13 protein-coding genes are annotated in these 15882 nt (G+C 65.1%); 7 read left to right on the top strand and 6 right to left on the bottom strand.

Annotation, left to right across the window (positions count from 1 at the left end; genetic code table 11):
* Positions 1 to 4: 4 nt before the first annotated feature.
* From XH84_RS31270 to XH84_RS31260, 3 genes are all read right to left on the bottom strand, one after another.
* Entirely contained in the window at positions 5 to 823 is an 819-nt protein-coding gene (locus tag XH84_RS31270; RefSeq protein ID WP_245471904.1) for a class I SAM-dependent methyltransferase, read from the bottom strand.
* Positions 824 to 841: 18 nt separating this feature from the next.
* Positions 842 to 3172 (bottom strand): TonB-dependent receptor family protein, encoded by a 2331-nt coding sequence (locus XH84_RS31265; protein WP_128921815.1) that lies wholly within the window; start codon positions 3170 to 3172, stop codon positions 842 to 844.
* Positions 3173 to 3500: 328 nt separating this feature from the next.
* Complete coding sequence (locus tag XH84_RS31260) at positions 3501 to 4277, bottom strand: mechanosensitive ion channel family protein (protein WP_128921816.1); 777 nt, start codon at positions 4275 to 4277, stop codon at positions 3501 to 3503.
* Positions 4278 to 5233: 956 nt separating this feature from the next.
* Here XH84_RS31260 and XH84_RS31245 point away from each other — a divergent pair.
* From XH84_RS31245 to XH84_RS31225, 6 genes are read left to right on the top strand one after another with little or no spacing between them, the layout of a single operon-like run.
* Positions 5234 to 5941, top strand: coding sequence for a c-type cytochrome (locus XH84_RS31245; protein WP_128921817.1), 708 nt, complete (start codon positions 5234 to 5236; stop codon positions 5939 to 5941).
* A gap of 46 nt (positions 5942 to 5987) precedes the next feature.
* A complete protein-coding gene (locus XH84_RS31240; RefSeq protein WP_430641991.1) occupies positions 5988 to 7205 on the top strand; it encodes a cytochrome c in 1218 nt (405 codons plus the stop codon).
* Positions 7206 to 7213: 8 nt separating this feature from the next.
* Positions 7214 to 7390 (top strand): hypothetical protein, encoded by a 177-nt coding sequence (locus XH84_RS40145; protein WP_164936559.1) that lies wholly within the window; start codon positions 7214 to 7216, stop codon positions 7388 to 7390.
* Positions 7387 to 7950, top strand: a complete 564-nt coding sequence (locus XH84_RS31235) for a cupredoxin domain-containing protein (RefSeq protein WP_128921818.1) — start codon at positions 7387 to 7389, stop codon at positions 7948 to 7950. The genes XH84_RS40145 and XH84_RS31235 overlap by 4 nt, the downstream gene beginning before the upstream one ends.
* Positions 7937 to 9559, top strand: a complete 1623-nt coding sequence (locus XH84_RS31230) for a b(o/a)3-type cytochrome-c oxidase subunit 1 (RefSeq protein WP_128921819.1) — start codon at positions 7937 to 7939, stop codon at positions 9557 to 9559. Before XH84_RS31235 ends, XH84_RS31230 begins: the two co-directional genes overlap by 14 nt.
* Positions 9559 to 10374 (top strand): c-type cytochrome, encoded by an 816-nt coding sequence (locus XH84_RS31225; protein WP_164936560.1) that lies wholly within the window; start codon positions 9559 to 9561, stop codon positions 10372 to 10374. Before XH84_RS31230 ends, XH84_RS31225 begins: the two co-directional genes overlap by 1 nt.
* A gap of 380 nt (positions 10375 to 10754) precedes the next feature.
* Here the strand turns inward: XH84_RS31225 and XH84_RS31220 are convergent, their stop codons facing one another.
* Both XH84_RS31220 and lipA read right to left on the bottom strand, forming a co-directional pair.
* Positions 10755 to 11225, bottom strand: coding sequence for a type II toxin-antitoxin system RatA family toxin (locus tag XH84_RS31220; protein ID WP_128921821.1), 471 nt, complete (start codon positions 11223 to 11225; stop codon positions 10755 to 10757).
* A 6-nt stretch (positions 11226 to 11231) separates the two neighbouring features.
* Positions 11232 to 12188 (bottom strand): lipoyl synthase, encoded by a 957-nt coding sequence (gene lipA, locus XH84_RS31215; protein WP_128921822.1) that lies wholly within the window; start codon positions 12186 to 12188, stop codon positions 11232 to 11234.
* A 130-nt stretch (positions 12189 to 12318) separates the two neighbouring features.
* On the opposite strand from lipA, the gene XH84_RS31210 reads away from it, so the two are divergent.
* Positions 12319 to 12921: a DNA-3-methyladenine glycosylase gene (locus tag XH84_RS31210; protein ID WP_128921823.1), complete on the top strand. Its 603-nt coding sequence runs from the start codon at positions 12319 to 12321 to the stop codon at positions 12919 to 12921.
* Between the two features lie 5 nt (positions 12922 to 12926).
* Here the strand turns inward: XH84_RS31210 and XH84_RS31205 are convergent, their stop codons facing one another.
* The gene (locus XH84_RS31205) at positions 12927 to 15803 is read right to left on the bottom strand and encodes a valine--tRNA ligase (protein ID WP_128921824.1); all 2877 of its coding nucleotides are present in this window, start codon (positions 15801 to 15803) and stop codon (positions 12927 to 12929) included.
* Positions 15804 to 15882 lie beyond the last annotated feature (79 nt).

Raw genomic sequence — 15882 nt, 5'->3', positions numbered from 1 at the left:
CCGCTTACGGCTTGCGCGCGATCACGCGGATCGCAGCCAGATTGGCGCGATGCTGCTCGAACACCCGCCGCATCGCCAGCACCCGACGTCGCGCCGCCCGATCGAGCAACAGGTTCTTGGCGAGCCGCAACGCACCGACCAGACCCTCGTCCTGCACGAGGCGCCGTGGCCGGAGCAGATGCATCGGTGCGAATTCAACCGCCACGATTTGAAAGCCGACGCTCTCCAGCAGCCCTCGCCAGCCGTCGCCGGACAATGGACGGGCGCCGACATGGATGGCTCCGGAGAGCGCGCGATCGATCTGCTGCCTTTGGCCGAACGGCATGTCGTCGGGAATCACGGCGAGCTCGTGGATGCCATAGCGGCCGCCGGAGCGAAGCAGCCGGAACGCTTCCGCCGCGATGCGGCGCTTCTGTTCCTGGGTGTGCATGCTCAGCATGGCCTCGCCGATCACGACCGACGCGAAGCCCGCCGGCAGGGTGGTCTGATCGGCCGTCCCGACAACGACCGAAACATGTCCCTTCGCGGGAAGCTGCCGGCTCGTCCACGCCGCCGCCTGCGCATCGCGCTCGACGCCGACATAGCGCCGTGGGCCTCGCTCCAGGATCATGCGGGCGGTGACGCCAAGCCCAGGCGCAAACTCGACGACGTCGTCTTCAATGCCGATCACCAGGCCGTGCAGCAGCGCGCGCGTCAGGCCAAGGCCGCCGGGACGCAGCACGCGCTTGCCGAGCCGGGCCAGCAGCCAATGGCCCGGCATCTTCGCCACGTCGAGATCACTGCCCGGCAGGTCAACCGGCGGCATCGTGTGGTCCGCAATCATTGGAGTCTCCTTTGCACGTTAGAACCGCGCCCGAAGGCCGCCGTAATATCCGCGTCCGTCGCCGGGAATGAACGCGGCTTGGTCCGGCCGCGCCTGATCGACGATCAGGGTCGATGCGGCATAGGTCGCGTTGAACAGGTTGGTGATCTCGCCGAACACCGAGAAGCGCTTGCTGATCCGGTATTCGGTGCGCAGATCGGCGACGACGAACGGATCGGCAAACAGCGTGTTCATGTTGTCGATCGGCATGTGACCGGGACTCCAGCGCACCACGCCCTCGAGCTTCCAGGCATCCGTCGCCCGATATTGCAGGACCGCGTTGACGAGATGCGGCGGCGCGCCGGCCAGACGGTTGTTGCCGCGCAGCGGATCGTTGTCGAAGCGGAAGTCCTGATAGGTATAGGCGACGCGGCCGGTCAGCCGCTCCGTGATCCTGACCCCGACGCCGAACTCGACACCGAAATGGGTGGTGCGGTCAGCATTGAACGCCGCCATCAGCGCGCCGGTCGAGTCGCGCAGGCTGAGCAGCTCGTTGTCGACCCAGGAATAGTAGGTGACGGCGTCCCACGACAGCACGCCGCCCCGGCCGCGCCAGCCGCCTTCGACCGTGGTGGCGGTTTGAGCCTTCAGGTCGGGCGTCGCGAACACCGCGGCGACGAGGCCCGGATTGCCCGGCGTCGGCCGCCCGGGGCTGCTGTTCGGCGTCCCGTTGATCGTTGCAAGCAGATCGTCATGCGACGGCGCCTCGAAGCTCCGACTGACCGCGGCAAAGATGGTCTGGCCAGACACGGGGCGGAAGGTCACACCGAGGCTGGGGCTCCACGCCGAATAGCTGCGCGCATAGCTCGAGCTCTGCGTCGGCACCGCCCCGTTCGGCAGCAGCATGGTCGGGTTTGCCGGATTGTAGGCAATCGTCGGCCGTGTCGCGCTCCGGTAGATGTCGTCATTGTCGCGCGTGGCATAGCCATAGGCGATCGCCGGCGACATGGTGACCCGGTCCCAGATCGGCAAATTGAGGCCGGTATGCAGCGCGAGCGTGCTCGCATCGAGCCGACTCTCGCCGAACTTGGCGCCGGTCTGCCCGGCCTGGTTGATGAAGTTCTCCCGATCCGCCGATCCCACGGAATATTGCGCCGTCGTTTCCAGCAGCGGCAACGCGGCCGCGCTATCGGGCTTGTAGGCGTAGCGAAACACGCCCGTCGCATCGTCGCCCCGCGTGGCGCGGACGCCCGAGGAGATCGGAAAGCGGAACATGTCGTCGATGTGGGTATAGCCAAGCGCCACGTCGAACAGATGCGCATCGAACGTCGCGGTGGTCCGCGAGCCCGCCACGAACTGGTCGGCCTCGCGGCGTGGCCCGTCGCGCACGACATTGGGCCCCGGATTGATCGAGGTCGATGGCGGGATGAAGGTTGGTCCCGCGGAGACCTGGCGTGGATTGGCCTCCATCGCGCTCTTGGTCAGCGGCCCAGCCACGCCGAAGCCGAGATCGGTGTAGCCTATGAAGAAGCGTGTGCTGACATTCTCCGACAGCACGGCCCCGACATTGGCGTTGAAGCTGCTGCGCTCGGAGCTGTTGTAGTCACGAAAGCCGTCACGGCGGCTGAAATCGGCCTGGACCAGCGCATCGACATTGTCCTTCCTGCCGCCGGTCTGCGCACTGGCATTGATCTGCCCGAAGCTGCCGCCGCTGACGGCGGCTTGCGTGCCCGGCGACGACGATCCCGTCGGCGACACAAAATTCAGGGCCCCACCGAGCACGGTGGCGCCGAGGCGGTTGGCCATGTAGCCGCGATAGACCTCGATGGCCTCCGCCTGCTGCGGATTGGCAAAGCCGACAATGTAGGAGCCGTCGGCCCGGTTGATGGGCAGGCCGTTCTGGAGCACCAGCAGTCCGCGCTCGACCGGATTCTGCTGCAGGCCGGAGCCGCGGATCTGAATGCGCGGCTGGTCGTTGCCGCCGAAGAAGTTTTGCACCACGACGCCGGGAACGCCGCTCAAGGCGCGCGCCACGGTCGGATTGCCGGTGGGCGAGAGATCTTCGCGCCGGACCAGCGCGACGCCGCCCGCGAGCGCCTCGAAACGCTCTTGCACCGATGCGGCCGCAGCAGCGGCAGACGGCGCCTCTTCGCCGGGCGCGTCACCACCGCGAGGCTGCGGCTTGGCCGCACGGCGCCGTGCCGCGACCCGCTCGCGAGATACCGCCGCCGGCTTCGCCGCGCTGTTCGGCGGAGCCACGACCACCGGATCGAGCTGGATGGCCGTGCCCGGCGTCGCCGATTGCGCGAGGCAGGCTTCTCCGGCAAGCTCCGGCAGCAACAAGACCGATGCCGTCAGGGACAGCCGCATCGTGCCGGGTATCCTGCTTGCGCCTCGTGACCGCCCTCGCCCGGATGAAAAGTTGATGTTCTTACGTCCCACTGCAGCTCCATTTCCTTGCAGCCCATCGCCTTTGCAGCGCGCGCCGGTGTCCGCGCGACGGTGCACGCCGTCGCGATCGGCCGCGAAGCTCGGCGCTGGGCTTGTGAATCTGATTGCGCTGGAACAAACAGCGCGCAGCTTGGAATTAGTTTCGTTCCAATTCGCGCGTCGGCAGGTGTGTCGCTCCGGCAGATGCCCTCGCCGCGAGGGCCATCGCGGCCTTAGCTTTCCTTTGGCGATTTGAGCTTAAGGCGCGTCACGCTACCGCAAGCAGCGCGCTCGCATGGTCAAGCACGCGCTGTTTGACGGCATCGGCGTCGGACGGCTTGACCTTGGCGCTGACCGTCAATTCCACCAGCGGCGCTGCGGGATCGGCCGCGATGACCTTGGACACATTGACCGTGGGTGCGGCCCCCTCGTCGATGCGAGGGTCCTCGCGCAGCTGCTCGAGGATCCGGTCGGCCAACGCATTGGCCGATCCGGCCCTGACCGGGAACGCCACCTTGACCTCACCGGCGCCGGGATAGGCGCTGTGGTTGACGATGGCCGCGCCCCACACTTGTCCGTTCGGCAACAGGATCTGCGTGTTGTCGAGCGCGACCAGCTCGGTCATGAACAACGACAAGGACTTCACCTTCCCCGCCTTGCCGGCCACCTCGACGTCATCGCCAATGTGAAAGGGCCGGAACAACAGCAGCATCACGCCGGCGGCGAGATTGGAGAGCGTGCCTTGCAAGGCGAGACCGATGGCAAGTGACGTGGCGCCCAGCACGGCAACGAGGCTCGCGGTCTGGATGCCGAAGAGCTGAAGCACGGCGATGCCGACCACGGCCAGCACACCGTAGCGCACAAGACTGCCGACGAACAATGTGACGAGCGGGTCGACGCGGTGCGTGACGCTCAACACGCGTGTGACGAAGCGCTGCATGGCGCCGGACAGATACCAGCCGATCGCGAGCAGCAGAATCGCGTAGATCGCGTTCAGGCCATACAGGATGAGCGAGGCTTTCAGCGTGTCGAAATTGACGGTCATGACGGCTCCAACCCGGACAATCGGTTGAGAACGCACTGCGATGCGAAATGATCCCGGCGTTGGCCGAGGCGGGAACACGGCACGAAACACTGGTAGGGTGGATTAGCGCAGCGTAATCCACCTCTTCTCTTGCCGCCGCGGAAGAAGCGGTGGGTTACGCCTTCGACGAACCCACCCTACGAAATCTTGCGTGGCCCGACGGGCAAAACACACAATGGGGCGGTCAATCGGCGCCCGCAAAAATATTCGTCTTTACAGAATTTCGGCTTTGTCGCATTCTCCCGCCACCTCATCCCAGTCAGAGGGGCGTATCGCGATCGTCACGAAACGCGGGGTGAGCCGTGGTGGACGCTGGCAGTACCGGCGCGACGGGCATCGCAGGGCGGCAAAACCGTGAGCGACAGCCAGCGCGCACACGACCGGTGCAGCCTGCGTACGGCAAAATCGTGTGGTCCTGACGCCCGGGGTCTGTGCGTCAAGTGTTGCGGTGAGGTGGCGGCCCGACCGGGTCCGCAATCTCAGCCATCCGCAAGGCGACGGGGGCAATAGTGCATCGCTCCCCGGGGAGAGCTCGGCATAAGCCGTCAAACCATTGCGCAGGGAAGGCCGGCTGTTTGGCTTCACCTGTATGCCGCTGTGCAGCTTCTTGACACGCAGGTTTCGCACAGTGGACCGCGGGTGCCAGCCGGCACCCGGTCTTCCCTGCACCCTCTGACAAAAGAGGGTGATATGACCGCGCAAGACTCGGGCAGGAACTGTCGCGAGACTGCTGCGTTATGTCCAGTTTTCAATAAGCACGCAAGTTGTGTCGAATTCGATCGGGATCGCACATGCGAAGACCGCAGCCAAGCGTCGTGACGTGTGCGCGGTCTTGCGCAGGGCCATATTGGCGCAATAATGCTTTGCTATCTGGTGATCCGGAATCAACCGGTCCCGTTCTTTGGAGGGTGACGAGAGTGTTCGCTCGCACCATTGCTTTGGCCGTCGCCATTGCCAACTTGGCCGCGTTTGATGGTGCGGTCGCACAAACGGCCAACCAGCCGCCCGACACGATGGCGGCACGGGTCGAGGCCTGCACGCCCTGTCACGGCAATCAAGGCGAAGGCACGAGCGACGTCTATTTCCCGCGGCTTGCCGGCAAGCCGGCCGGCTATCTCTACAACCAGCTTCTTGCCTTCAAGAACGGCCGGCGAAAATACCCGCCGATGAACTATCTGCTGGAATTCCTCCCTGATCCCTACCTGCAGCAGATGGCCGACTATTTTGCGGATCAGCATCCACCTCTGCCTCCCGTGGCGGCAAGCGACGCAAGCAAGGAAGTGCTGCAGCACGGCCAGTCGCTGGTGTCGCGGGGCGATCCACAGCGACAGATTCCGGCGTGCGGAAGCTGCCATGGCCCGGCTCTGACCGGAATGGAGCCGGGAATTCCCGGCCTGCTCGGACTGCGCCCGAACTACATCAGCGCGCAGTTGGGAGCGTGGCGTTATGGCACGCGCACCGCGAAAGCGCCGGACTGCATGCAGCAGGTTGCTGCCCGGCTGACCGAGGAAGACGTGACGGCGGTCGCGGCGTGGCTCGCAAGCCGTCCAGCGCCCGTGACCGTTGCGCCGGCACCGAAGGGCACGTACGTGCTGCCGTTCGCCTGCGGCAGTGAACCGGATTGAGGAGACCGAATTGCGATCGTGTTCACCAATCCTTGCGGTCTGGCTGCTGCTCTTCGCCGGCTCGTCCGCCGAAGCGCAGCGGAAGCCTGATCCTGACGGCGATAGCGTTGTCGCGCGCGGCGAATATCTGGCCCGTGCCGGCGACTGCATCGCCTGTCACACGGCTCCCGAGGGACGCACCTTCTCCGGCGGACGCGCCATGCCGACGCCGTTCGGCACCCTGTATTCCTCCAACATCACGCCGGATCGAGACACCGGGATCGGCAAATGGACTGCCGAAGACTTCTACAAGGCGATGCACTACGGCCGCTTTCCCGACGGCGGATTGATGTATCCGGCAATGCCGTTCGCGTCCTACACCAAGGTCACGCGAGCCGATACGGAGGCGATCTTCGCTTATCTGAAATCAATCCCGCCCGTGAACCAGCGGAATCGCGAGCACGATTTGCGCTTCCCCTATTCGAACCGCCAGCTGATCCTCGGCTGGCGCACGCTGTATTTCTCAGAGGGCGAGTTCAAACCTGACCCGACCAAATCCGCCGAATGGAATCGCGGCGCCTACCTTGTCGAGGGCCTCGGTCATTGCGGCATGTGCCATTCGCCGATCAATGCGCTCGGCGGCACCTCGCAATCGGACGCCTTCAAGGGCGGCCTGATCCCGATGCAGAACTGGTACGCGCCCTCGCTGACGTCAAACCGCGAGGCCGGGCTCGGCGACTGGAGCATCAAGGACATCACCGACCTGCTCCAGACCGGCGTTTCCATGCGCGGCGTCGTCTATGGCCCGATGGCCGAAGTGGTTCACAACAGCCTGCAATACCTCAACGACGACGATACGCGCGCCATGGCGGTGTACCTCAAGGGCATTGCGGAGCCCTCGCCTTCGCCACCGGCAAGCTCGACGCTGCCGACCAGCGAGAGCAGCCTGCTGATCAGCCTCGGCAAGACTGTCTACGACAAACATTGCGCGAGCTGTCACGGCACGCAGGGCGAAGGCAAGCCGCCGCACTGGCCACCGCTCGCCAACAACCAGTCGATCGAGATGCAGTCGGCGGTCAATCCGATCCGCATGGTGCTCAATGGCGGCTATCCGCCCGGCACGAATGGCAATCCCATGCCCTACGGCATGCCGCCGTTCGCGGGGCTCTTGTCCGACAACGAGATCGCCGCCGTCGTCTCCTACATCCGCACCGCCTGGGGCAATCGCGGCGCGCCGGTCTCGGCGCGCGAGGCCAACGAGCTGCGCTCCGCGCCGCTGAACTGAGACATCACATGATCAATTCCGATCCGCCGACCAGCCCAGCCGCCGCCGACCAGGCCGTCGAGGAGGTCGTTTCGCAAGGCCCCTCCGGCGCGATCGTGCTTGCCGGCATCGCCACGGCCTGCGTTGTCGCGATGTGGCTCGCCTTCTATCTGTTCGTGTTCCTGCCACGCGGGTCGCTGCAATGAGCGCACAAGACACCCACGCCAGCGCCGAGGTCGCGGCCCGCGTCGAGCGGCGCTGGGCCACCCTTGCCGTGATCATCATCGTGATGATGGCGCTGCTGGCGGCCTTCGCCGGCATCCATCGCGCGACCATGCCGCAGCCGCGCGTCGAGACCACCGACCCCTCGCGCCTGCATCTGACCGGCGAATTCGTCGAGAGCAATCTTGGCAGCGTGCTCGAGAGCAACGGCAACGTGACCGTGCGCGCGATCGGCCAGCAATATTCCTTCACGCCGGCCTGCATCCTGGTGCCCGCGGACACGCCGATCACGCTGCGCGCCACCAGCGCCGACGTCGTCCACGGCATCCTGATCCAGGGCACCAACGTCAACACCATGCTGGTGCCGGGCTACATCTCCGAGCAGCTGATGCGCTTTGCGCAGACCGGCGACTATCTGATGCCCTGCCAGGAGTTCTGCTCCTTCGGCCACGAGGGCATGTGGGGCAAGGTCAAGGTGATCGACAAGACCGAATTCGCAGGTCGCGCGAAGGGTGGCGGGAGGTTGAGCTGTGTTGGCCAATAGGAAGCTCATCCTCGCCCATTTCTGGCTCGCCTTCGCCGTGTTCGGCATCGCGCTCACGCTCGGCGCCTGGCAGATATTCATCCGCAGCCCGATCGGCACCTGGCTGTCCAATCCCGAGCTCTATTACCGCTCGCTGACCGCGCACGGCACGGTGATGGGCTACGTGTTCCCGACGCTGGTCGCGATGGGATTCGGCTATGCCATCAGCGAATCCGCGCTGGAGCAGCGCCTGGTCGGCGTGCGCTGGGCCTGGGCCGGCTTCTGGCTGATCGTCACCGGCAGCATCATGGCGGTGATCCCGGTCGCACTGGGGCGCGCCTCGGTGCTCTACACCTTCTATCCGCCGCTGATCGGCAACGTCTTCTACTACCTCGGCGTGGTCCTGGTCGTGGTCGGCTCGTGGATCTGGGTCGCGCTGATGTCGATTAACTTGCGCGTTTGGCGCAAGGCCCATCCCGGCGAGCCGGTGCCGCTCGCGATGTTCGCCAATGTCGCGGGCTCCTATCTGTGGGCCTGGACCGCGGTCGGCGCCGCGCTGGAGCTGCTGCTGCAGATCATTCCCGTCGCGGCAGGCCTGAAAGCCACGATCGATGCCGGTCTTGCCCGCGTGTTCTTCTCCTGGACGCTGCATGCCATCGTCTATTTCTGGCTGATGCCGACCTACATCGCCTATTACACCATCGTCCCGCGCGCGATCGGCGGCCGCGTCTATTCCGACAGCATGGCGCGGATCTCTTTCATCCTGTTCCTGGTGGTGGCGATGCCGATCGGCATGCATCACACCTTCGCCGATCCGCAAGTCGGCGCCGGCTTCAAGTTCATCCATTCGGCCTTCACCGCGCTGGTGGCGTTGCCGACGCTGCTGACCGTGTTCACGATCTGCGCCTCGGTCGAGATCGCGGCGCGGCTGCGTGGTGGGCGCGGCCTGTTCGGCTGGATCAGGGCCCTGCCCTGGGACAATCCGATGATGCTGGCGCTGGCGTTCTCCTTCGTCATGCTCGGCTTCGGCGGTGCCGGCGGGCTCATCAACATGAGCTACCAGCTTGATACCTCCATTCACAACACGCAGTGGATCACCGGCCATTTCCACCTGATCTTCGGCGGCGCCATCGTGATCATGTATTTTGCGATCGCCTACGACCTGTGGCCGCATCTGACCGGGCGCGAGTTGACCAATCTCCGCCTGATCCGAACCCAGCTCTGGCTCTGGTTCATCGGCATGATCGTGACGACGTTCCCCTGGCATTGGGTCGGCATTCTAGGCATGCCGCGCCGCATGGCCTATTTCGACTTCGGCGATCCCGCCATCGCGCCGCAGGCACTCTCGGTCACGTTCTCGGTGATCGGCGGCTTCATCCTGCTGGCCTCGGGCATCATCTTCATCGTCATCCTGGCGCGGGGCATGCGTGCGCCTCAGGCCGAGGCCGGTCCCTATCGCTTTGCGATGGCCGTGCACCAGCCGATAACCGTGCCGGTCGCGCTCAATACCCACGCGCTGTGGGTGGCGCTGATGATCGGCCTGACGCTGACCAATTACGGCTATCCGATCCTCAACCTGGCGCTGAGCGAAGGCACGTCGGTGCCGGCCGTCTACGTGGGGGCGCAGTGATGAGCACGCGTGACCTCTTCACCCTCCATAACAGCCATTTCAGGATCGGCGTCGGCCTCACCGCCGCGATCCTGATCGTGACCGCGATTGGCGGATTCATCGTGCTGCCCTTCGCGCAGCCCTGGGTGCAATTCGCCAATGTCTGGGATGCGATCTGCAGCGCCGCCGGCCTGCCGCAGCGCGCGGCAAGCGTGACGGCGCCGGAGCAGACCAGGCGCCTGTCGGAGGTCGTGCTCACCTCGAACACGCTAGCGCGCCCGAGCCAGGAGGCGATCGGCCGGGGCGCGACGCTGGCGCAGCGTTGCGCGATCTGCCACGGCCCGACCGGCGTGAGCCGCGCGGACTCGCCCAATCTCGCCGGCCAGTATGCGGCCGTGATCTACAAGGAGCTGCTCGACTTCCGCTCGGGCGCGCGCAGCAATGCGGTGATGACGCCGTTCGCCACCAATTTGACCGACCAGGAGATCGCCGATCTCTCCAACTATTACGCCTATCTGCCGCGGCTGCCGGCCTATCATCCGACGCCGCAACTGCCGAAACCCAACATCGTCATCTACGGCGCGCCGATGCGCGGCATTGCGCCCTGCGGCTCCTGCCATGGCAGCCTCGACAACAAGGCTGGCAGCCCATGGCTGGAAGGCCAGTCGGAAGCCTATATGAAAGCGCAGCTCCAGGCCTTCGCCTCCGGTGAGCGGCGCAACGACATCAGCCAGCAAATGCGCAACATCGCGCGCGCAATGACGGCGCAGGAAATCGAGCAAGCCGCTGCGTATTATGCCTCGCAGCCGCCGGATGTCGTGAAGGCGGTGGATTGATTAGCTGGCGCACCGGCCTCCCCGCCGTCATTGCGAGGAGCTCTTGCGACAAAATTGCGAAGCAATTTTGCGCTGATGCGACGAAGCAATCCAGAATCTTCCCGTCCGTGTCCCGGACAAGCAGCAACGCATGGCGTTGCGGCGCAGAGCCGGGACCCAGAAGCCGCGAGTTCCTCTGCGACCTGGGCCCCGGCTCTGCAGTGCAGCGCTGAAGGGCGCTGCACTGCGTCCGGGGCACGAGAAGGAGAGAATACGCACTGCTCCCACCCCGTCATTGCGAGCGAAGCGAAGCAATCCAGACTGCTCTGCGGAAACAGTCTGGATTGCTTCGTCGCAAGAGCTCCTCGCAATGATTGTGGAGAGAGCGGTGCCTGCAACAGCTACGTCGGCGCCAGCTTCGGCCGTCCGTAGATCGCGTCGGCCCGTTTTTCGAACGCCATCGAGAACCGCGCGAAGGCGGCGTCGAACATCGAGCCCATCAGCATCGCCAGCATGCGGCTCTTGAACTCGTAGGCGAGGAAGAAACCGACGTCGCAGACGCCCTCACCTTTGGGCTCGAACGTCCAGCGGTTTTCGAGGTTGCTGAACGGACCTTGCAGATATTCGACCAAGATTTTCAGATTGGCGCGGTCGAGCGTCACGCGGCTGGTGAAGGATTCCTTGACCAGCTTGAACGACACCGTCATGTCGGCGACCAGCACCTCGGTGCCGTCGGGCTTCGCCATCCGCTGGCGCACCTTCAGCGCGCTGCACAGCGGCACGAATTCCGGATAGCGCTCGACGTCGGCGACCAGATCAAACATCTCGGACGCGCTGTGGTTGACGCGGTGCTTGCTCGAAACTCGATGCATGATACGTCAGCGGGCGTGAGCTGCCCGCGCAGCCTTCAGTCTCGCGAAATCCTCTCCGGCATGATGCGACGAGCGGGTGAGCGGGCTCGCCGACACCATCAGGAAGCCCTTGGTGTAGGCGACCTTTTCATAAGACGAAAACTCGTCCGGCGGCACGTAGCGCATCACGGCGTGGTGCTTGCGGGTCGGCTGCAGATACTGGCCGATGGTCAGGAAATCGACGTCGGCAGAGCGCAAATCGTCCATCACCTGCTGCACCTCGTGGCGCTCCTCGCCGAGGCCGACCATGATGCCGGACTTGGTGAAAATGGTGGGATCGAGCTCCTTGACCCGCTGCAACAGCCGGATCGAATGGAAGTAGCGCGCGCCGGGCCGCACCGTGAGATAGCGCGACGGCACGGTCTCGAGATTGTGGTTGAAGACGTCGGGCTTGGCGGCAACGACGACCTCGAGCGCCGCCTCCTTGCGCAGGAAGTCCGGTGTCAGGATCTCGATCGTGGTCGAGGGACAGGCGGCGCGGATCGCGCGGATGGTCTGGGCAAAATGCTCGGCGCCGCCGTCAGCGAGGTCATCGCGGTCGACCGAGGTGACGACGACATGGGCAAGACCGAGCTTGGCGGTCGCCTCGGCGACGTTCTGCGGCTCGGCTGCGTCCAGCGCATTCGGCAGGCCGGTCTTGACGTTGCAGAAGGCGCAGGCGCGGGTGCAGGTGTCACCCATGATCATGAACGTGGCGTGCTTTTTGTCCCAGCACTCGCCGATGTTCGGGCAGCCCGCTTCCTCGCACACCGTGTGCAGGCCGTTGGACTTCACGATGTTGCGGGTGTCGGCATAACCGCGGGTGTTGGGTGCGCGCACGCGGATCCAGTCCGGCTTCGGCGGGGAAGCGGAATCGGGCCGGTTCACCTTTTCGGGGTGGCGCGGGCGCAGCGGGTTCGAGATGGTATCGACGATTACGACCATGGGGTGTCCGGTCTGTTCAGGTCCTACCTAGTCGGTCTGGCGGGGCATCGCAACCCGGCTCGCGCCGCTTCAGGGAACATGGCAGATATGGGCAATATCCTGCTCTGTCCTCTGGCGATTCTCACCTCGAATGGCTCCAAACTCGAAGGCCTCACTCCCGCGGCTCGGCAAACCGTTGAAGCGTGCCTTTTTCGGCCGCAGCGTCCACGAGGTCGCGCCCGAGCTGATCGGCGCGACGATGCTAGTCGATGGAATCGGTGGCATCATCGTCGAGGTCGAGGCCTATCATCATACCGACCCCGCGGCGCACTCCTACAACGGGCCGACGCCGCGGAACCAGGTGATGTTCGGCCCACCCGGCTATGCCTATGTCTATCGCTCCTACGGCATCCACTGGTGCATCAACTTCGTCTGCGAGGAGGAAGGCTCGGCCAGCGCCGTGCTGATCCGCGCGCTAGAGCCGACGCATGGCATCGCCACCATGCGCCGCCGCCGTCATCTCCAGGACGTACATGCGCTGTGCTCGGGCCCCGGCAAGTTGACCGAGGCGCTCGGGATCACCATCGCACACAACACCCTGCCGCTGGACCGGCCGCCGATCGCACTGCATGCGCGGACGGAGGATTTGGAGGTCGCAACCGGCATTCGGATCGGCATCACCAAGGCGGTCGAGCTGCCCTGGCGCTATGGCGTCAGGGGCTCGAAGTTTTTGAGCAAGCCGTTTCCGAAGTAGCGTCCTCACGACGCCTGCTTCAGCCGCTCCAAGGCCTCGAGCAGCTTGGCCTTGCGCGCCAGCGCGGCCTCGCGCTTTTCGCGCTCCTCCTCGACGACCTCTTCGGCCGCGTTGGCGACGAATTTCTCGTTCGCCAGCTTGGACTCCGCGCGCTTGATGTCGGCGTCGGCCTTGCCGATCTCCTTGTCGAGACGCGTGCGCTCGGCGGCCACGTCGATCACGCCCTTGAGCGGCAGCGCGGCCACCTCGCCGCGCACGAGCAGCTGGACCGCACCGTCCGGCGCATGGTCGGCGAAGGAGATCTCCGACAGCCGCGCCATGCGCTTGATGACGTCAGTCCAGCGGGGCGCGCGCTCCCTGGTCTCGGCCGAGGCGCCGGCAAGCACCAACGCCGTCAGCGTCGCCGGCGGGATGTTCATCTCGGCGCGCACCGAACGGATCTGCGTGACCAGGTCGATCACCCAGCCGATCTCGGCCTCGGCCGCAGGGTCCGTGAAGTCGGCGTGGTCGAAGATCGGCATCACCCAGGCCGGCGAGACGAGCGGATCGGTCGTCCCTGTCGTGGCGGCCAGCATCGCAAGCTGCTCGGGCGTCGGCTCGGCCCGCTTCAGCGGCCATGGCGCCAATGCGAGCAGGCCGTCGCGCTTGGCCGTCACCTCCCACAGCTCTTCGGTGATGAAGGGCATGAACGGGTGCAGCAGCTTCAGGATCTCGTCGCGCGCCCAGGCGACCATGGCGCGGGTCTCGTCCTTGGCGGGGCTGTCCGGACCGAGCAGCACGGGCTTGGCGAGCTCGACATACCAGTCGCAATAGACGTTCCAGACGAAGCGGTAGATTGCGCCTGCCGCATCGTTGAAGCGATAGGCCTCGATCGCCTCGGTCACCTCGCGCGTGGTGTGCGCGCTCTCATGCGCGATCCAGCGGTTCAGCGTCTCCTTCGCCTTCGCCGGCTCGAAACCGTCGGGCACGGCGCAGTGGTTCATTTCCGCAAAGCGCGACGCATTCCAGAGCTTGGTCGCGAAATTGCGGTAGCCTTCGACGCGGCTGGTGGCGAGCTTGATGTCGCGCCCCTGCGCCGCCATCGCCGCCAGCGTGAAGCGCAGCGCGTCCGCGCCATATTCGTCGATCAGGTTGAGCGGATCGATGACGTTGCCCTTCGACTTCGACATCTTGGCGCCCTTCTCGTCGCGGACGAGGGCGTGGATGTAGACGGTCGAGAACGGCACCTCCTTCATGAAGTGAAGGCCCATCATCATCATGCGGGCGACCCAGAAGAAGATGATGTCGAAGCCGGTCACCAGCGCATTGGTCGGATAATAGCGCTGCACCTCGGGGGCATCTTCGGGCCAGCCGAGCGTCGAGAACGGCCACAGCGCCGAGGAGAACCAGGTGTCGAGCACGTCCTCGTCGCGCGTGATGAAGCCTTCGCGCTTGTTACGGTCGAGCGCCATTTCGCGGCCCTGCTCGGCCGTGATGACCTCCTGCTCGACGTAATAGCCGAGCGCGTGGCTGATCGCCTCCTCCTCGGTCTCGGCGACGAACACCTTGCCGTCGGGCCCGTACCAGGCCGGGATCTGGTGACCCCACCACAGCTGGCGCGAGATGCACCAGGGCTGGATGTTCTCCATCCAGTCGAAATAGGTCTTTTCCCAGTTTTTCGGCACGAACGAGGTTTCGCCCGAGCGCACCGCCGCGATCGCGGGCTTTGCCAGCGTCTTGGCGTCGACATACCATTGATCGGTCAGGTACGGCTCGATCACAGTGCCGGACCGATCGCCGTGCGGCACCATGTGGGTGTGCGGCTCGATCCGCTCGACGAAGCCGAAGCTCTCCAGCCGCTCGACGATCCGCTTGCGCGCGGCGAAGCGGTCGACCTTGTGGAACTCCTCGGCGAATTGCGATGCGCCCTCCGGCAGCTCGTGCAGATAGTCCTCGTTGTCGACGAGATCGAGACACCCTTCCCTGTCGATCACGCTGATGCGGCGCAGGCCGTGGCGATTGCCGACCTCGAAATCGTTGAAGTCGTGAGCCGGCGTCACCTTGACCGCGCCGGAGCCCTTTTCCGGATCGGAATAATCGTCGGCGACGATTTTGATCTTGCGGCCGACCAGCGGCAGGATCACGTTTTTGCCGACCAGCTTCTGGTAGCGCTCGTCCTCCGGATGCACGGCCACGCCGGTATCACCGAGCATGGTTTCGGGGCGCGTGGTGGCGACGACGATGAAGGTCGAGGGATCCTCAGGGCTGAACGTCTTGCCCTCGATCGGGTAACGCAGATACCAGAGGTGGCCCTTGACCTCGGTCTGCTGCACTTCGAGATCCGAGATCGCGGTGAGCAGCTTGGTGTCCCAGTTCACCAGCCGCTTGTCCTTGTAGATCAGCCCCTCGCGGTGCAGCTCGACGAACACCTTGACGACGGCTTTCGACAGGCCCTCGTCCATGGTGAAGCGCTCGCGCGACCAGTCGCACGAGGCGCCCAGCCGCTTGAGCTGGTTGATAATGGTGTCGCCGCTCTCGGCTTTCCACTGCCAGACCCGCTCCAGGAATTTCGCGCGGCCCATCTCGCGGCGGCCGGGCTGCTGGCGCTCCATCAGCTGCCGCTCGACCACCATCTGGGTGGCGATGCCGGCATGGTCGGTGCCGGGCTGCCACAGCACGTCGCGGCCGCGCATGCGCTCGAACCGGCACAGGATGTCCTGGAGCGTGTTGTTGAGGGCGTGGCCCATGTGCAGCGAGCCCGTCACGTTCGGCGGCGGGATCACGATGGTAAACGGCACAGCGTCGCGGCGGTCGGGGCGGCCGGCCTTGAAAGCAAGGCTGTCCTCCCACACCACGGACATGCGGGCTTCGATATCGGCGGGCTGATAATTTTTCTCGATCATGGGGCTGTAGAAAGCCGCGTGTGCGGGTCAAGTCAACGGGAAGCTCAGCGGCAAAGGGCGTCCTGCCCGGTCCGCAGGC

Source organism: Bradyrhizobium nanningense, from assembly GCF_004114535.1.
GTDB lineage: Bacteria > Pseudomonadota > Alphaproteobacteria > Rhizobiales > Xanthobacteraceae > Bradyrhizobium > Bradyrhizobium nanningense.
This window is presented reverse-complemented; position numbering and strand designations above follow the sequence as displayed.

Excerpts from the sequence above, each read along its gene's own strand:
- XH84_RS31210 (WP_128921823.1), top strand. The coding sequence starts at position 12,319 with ATGGCTCCAAACTCGAAGGCCTCACTCCCGCGGCTCGGCAAACCGTTG.
- XH84_RS31220 (WP_128921821.1), bottom strand. The coding sequence starts at position 11,225 with ATGCATCGAGTTTCGAGCAAGCACCGCGTCAACCACAGCGCGTCCGAG.
- XH84_RS31225 (WP_164936560.1), top strand. The coding sequence starts at position 9,559 with ATGAGCACGCGTGACCTCTTCACCCTCCATAACAGCCATTTCAGGATC.
- XH84_RS31260 (WP_128921816.1), bottom strand. The coding sequence starts at position 4,277 with ATGACCGTCAATTTCGACACGCTGAAAGCCTCGCTCATCCTGTATGGC.
- XH84_RS31205 (WP_128921824.1), bottom strand. The coding sequence starts at position 15,803 with ATGATCGAGAAAAATTATCAGCCCGCCGATATCGAAGCCCGCATGTCC.
- lipA (WP_128921822.1), bottom strand. The coding sequence starts at position 12,188 with ATGGTCGTAATCGTCGATACCATCTCGAACCCGCTGCGCCCGCGCCAC.
- XH84_RS31235 (WP_128921818.1), top strand. The coding sequence starts at position 7,387 with ATGAGCGCACAAGACACCCACGCCAGCGCCGAGGTCGCGGCCCGCGTC.
- XH84_RS40145 (WP_164936559.1), top strand. The coding sequence starts at position 7,214 with ATGATCAATTCCGATCCGCCGACCAGCCCAGCCGCCGCCGACCAGGCC.
- XH84_RS31270 (WP_245471904.1), bottom strand. The coding sequence starts at position 823 with ATGATTGCGGACCACACGATGCCGCCGGTTGACCTGCCGGGCAGTGAT.
- XH84_RS31265 (WP_128921815.1), bottom strand. The coding sequence starts at position 3,172 with ATGCGGCTGTCCCTGACGGCATCGGTCTTGTTGCTGCCGGAGCTTGCC.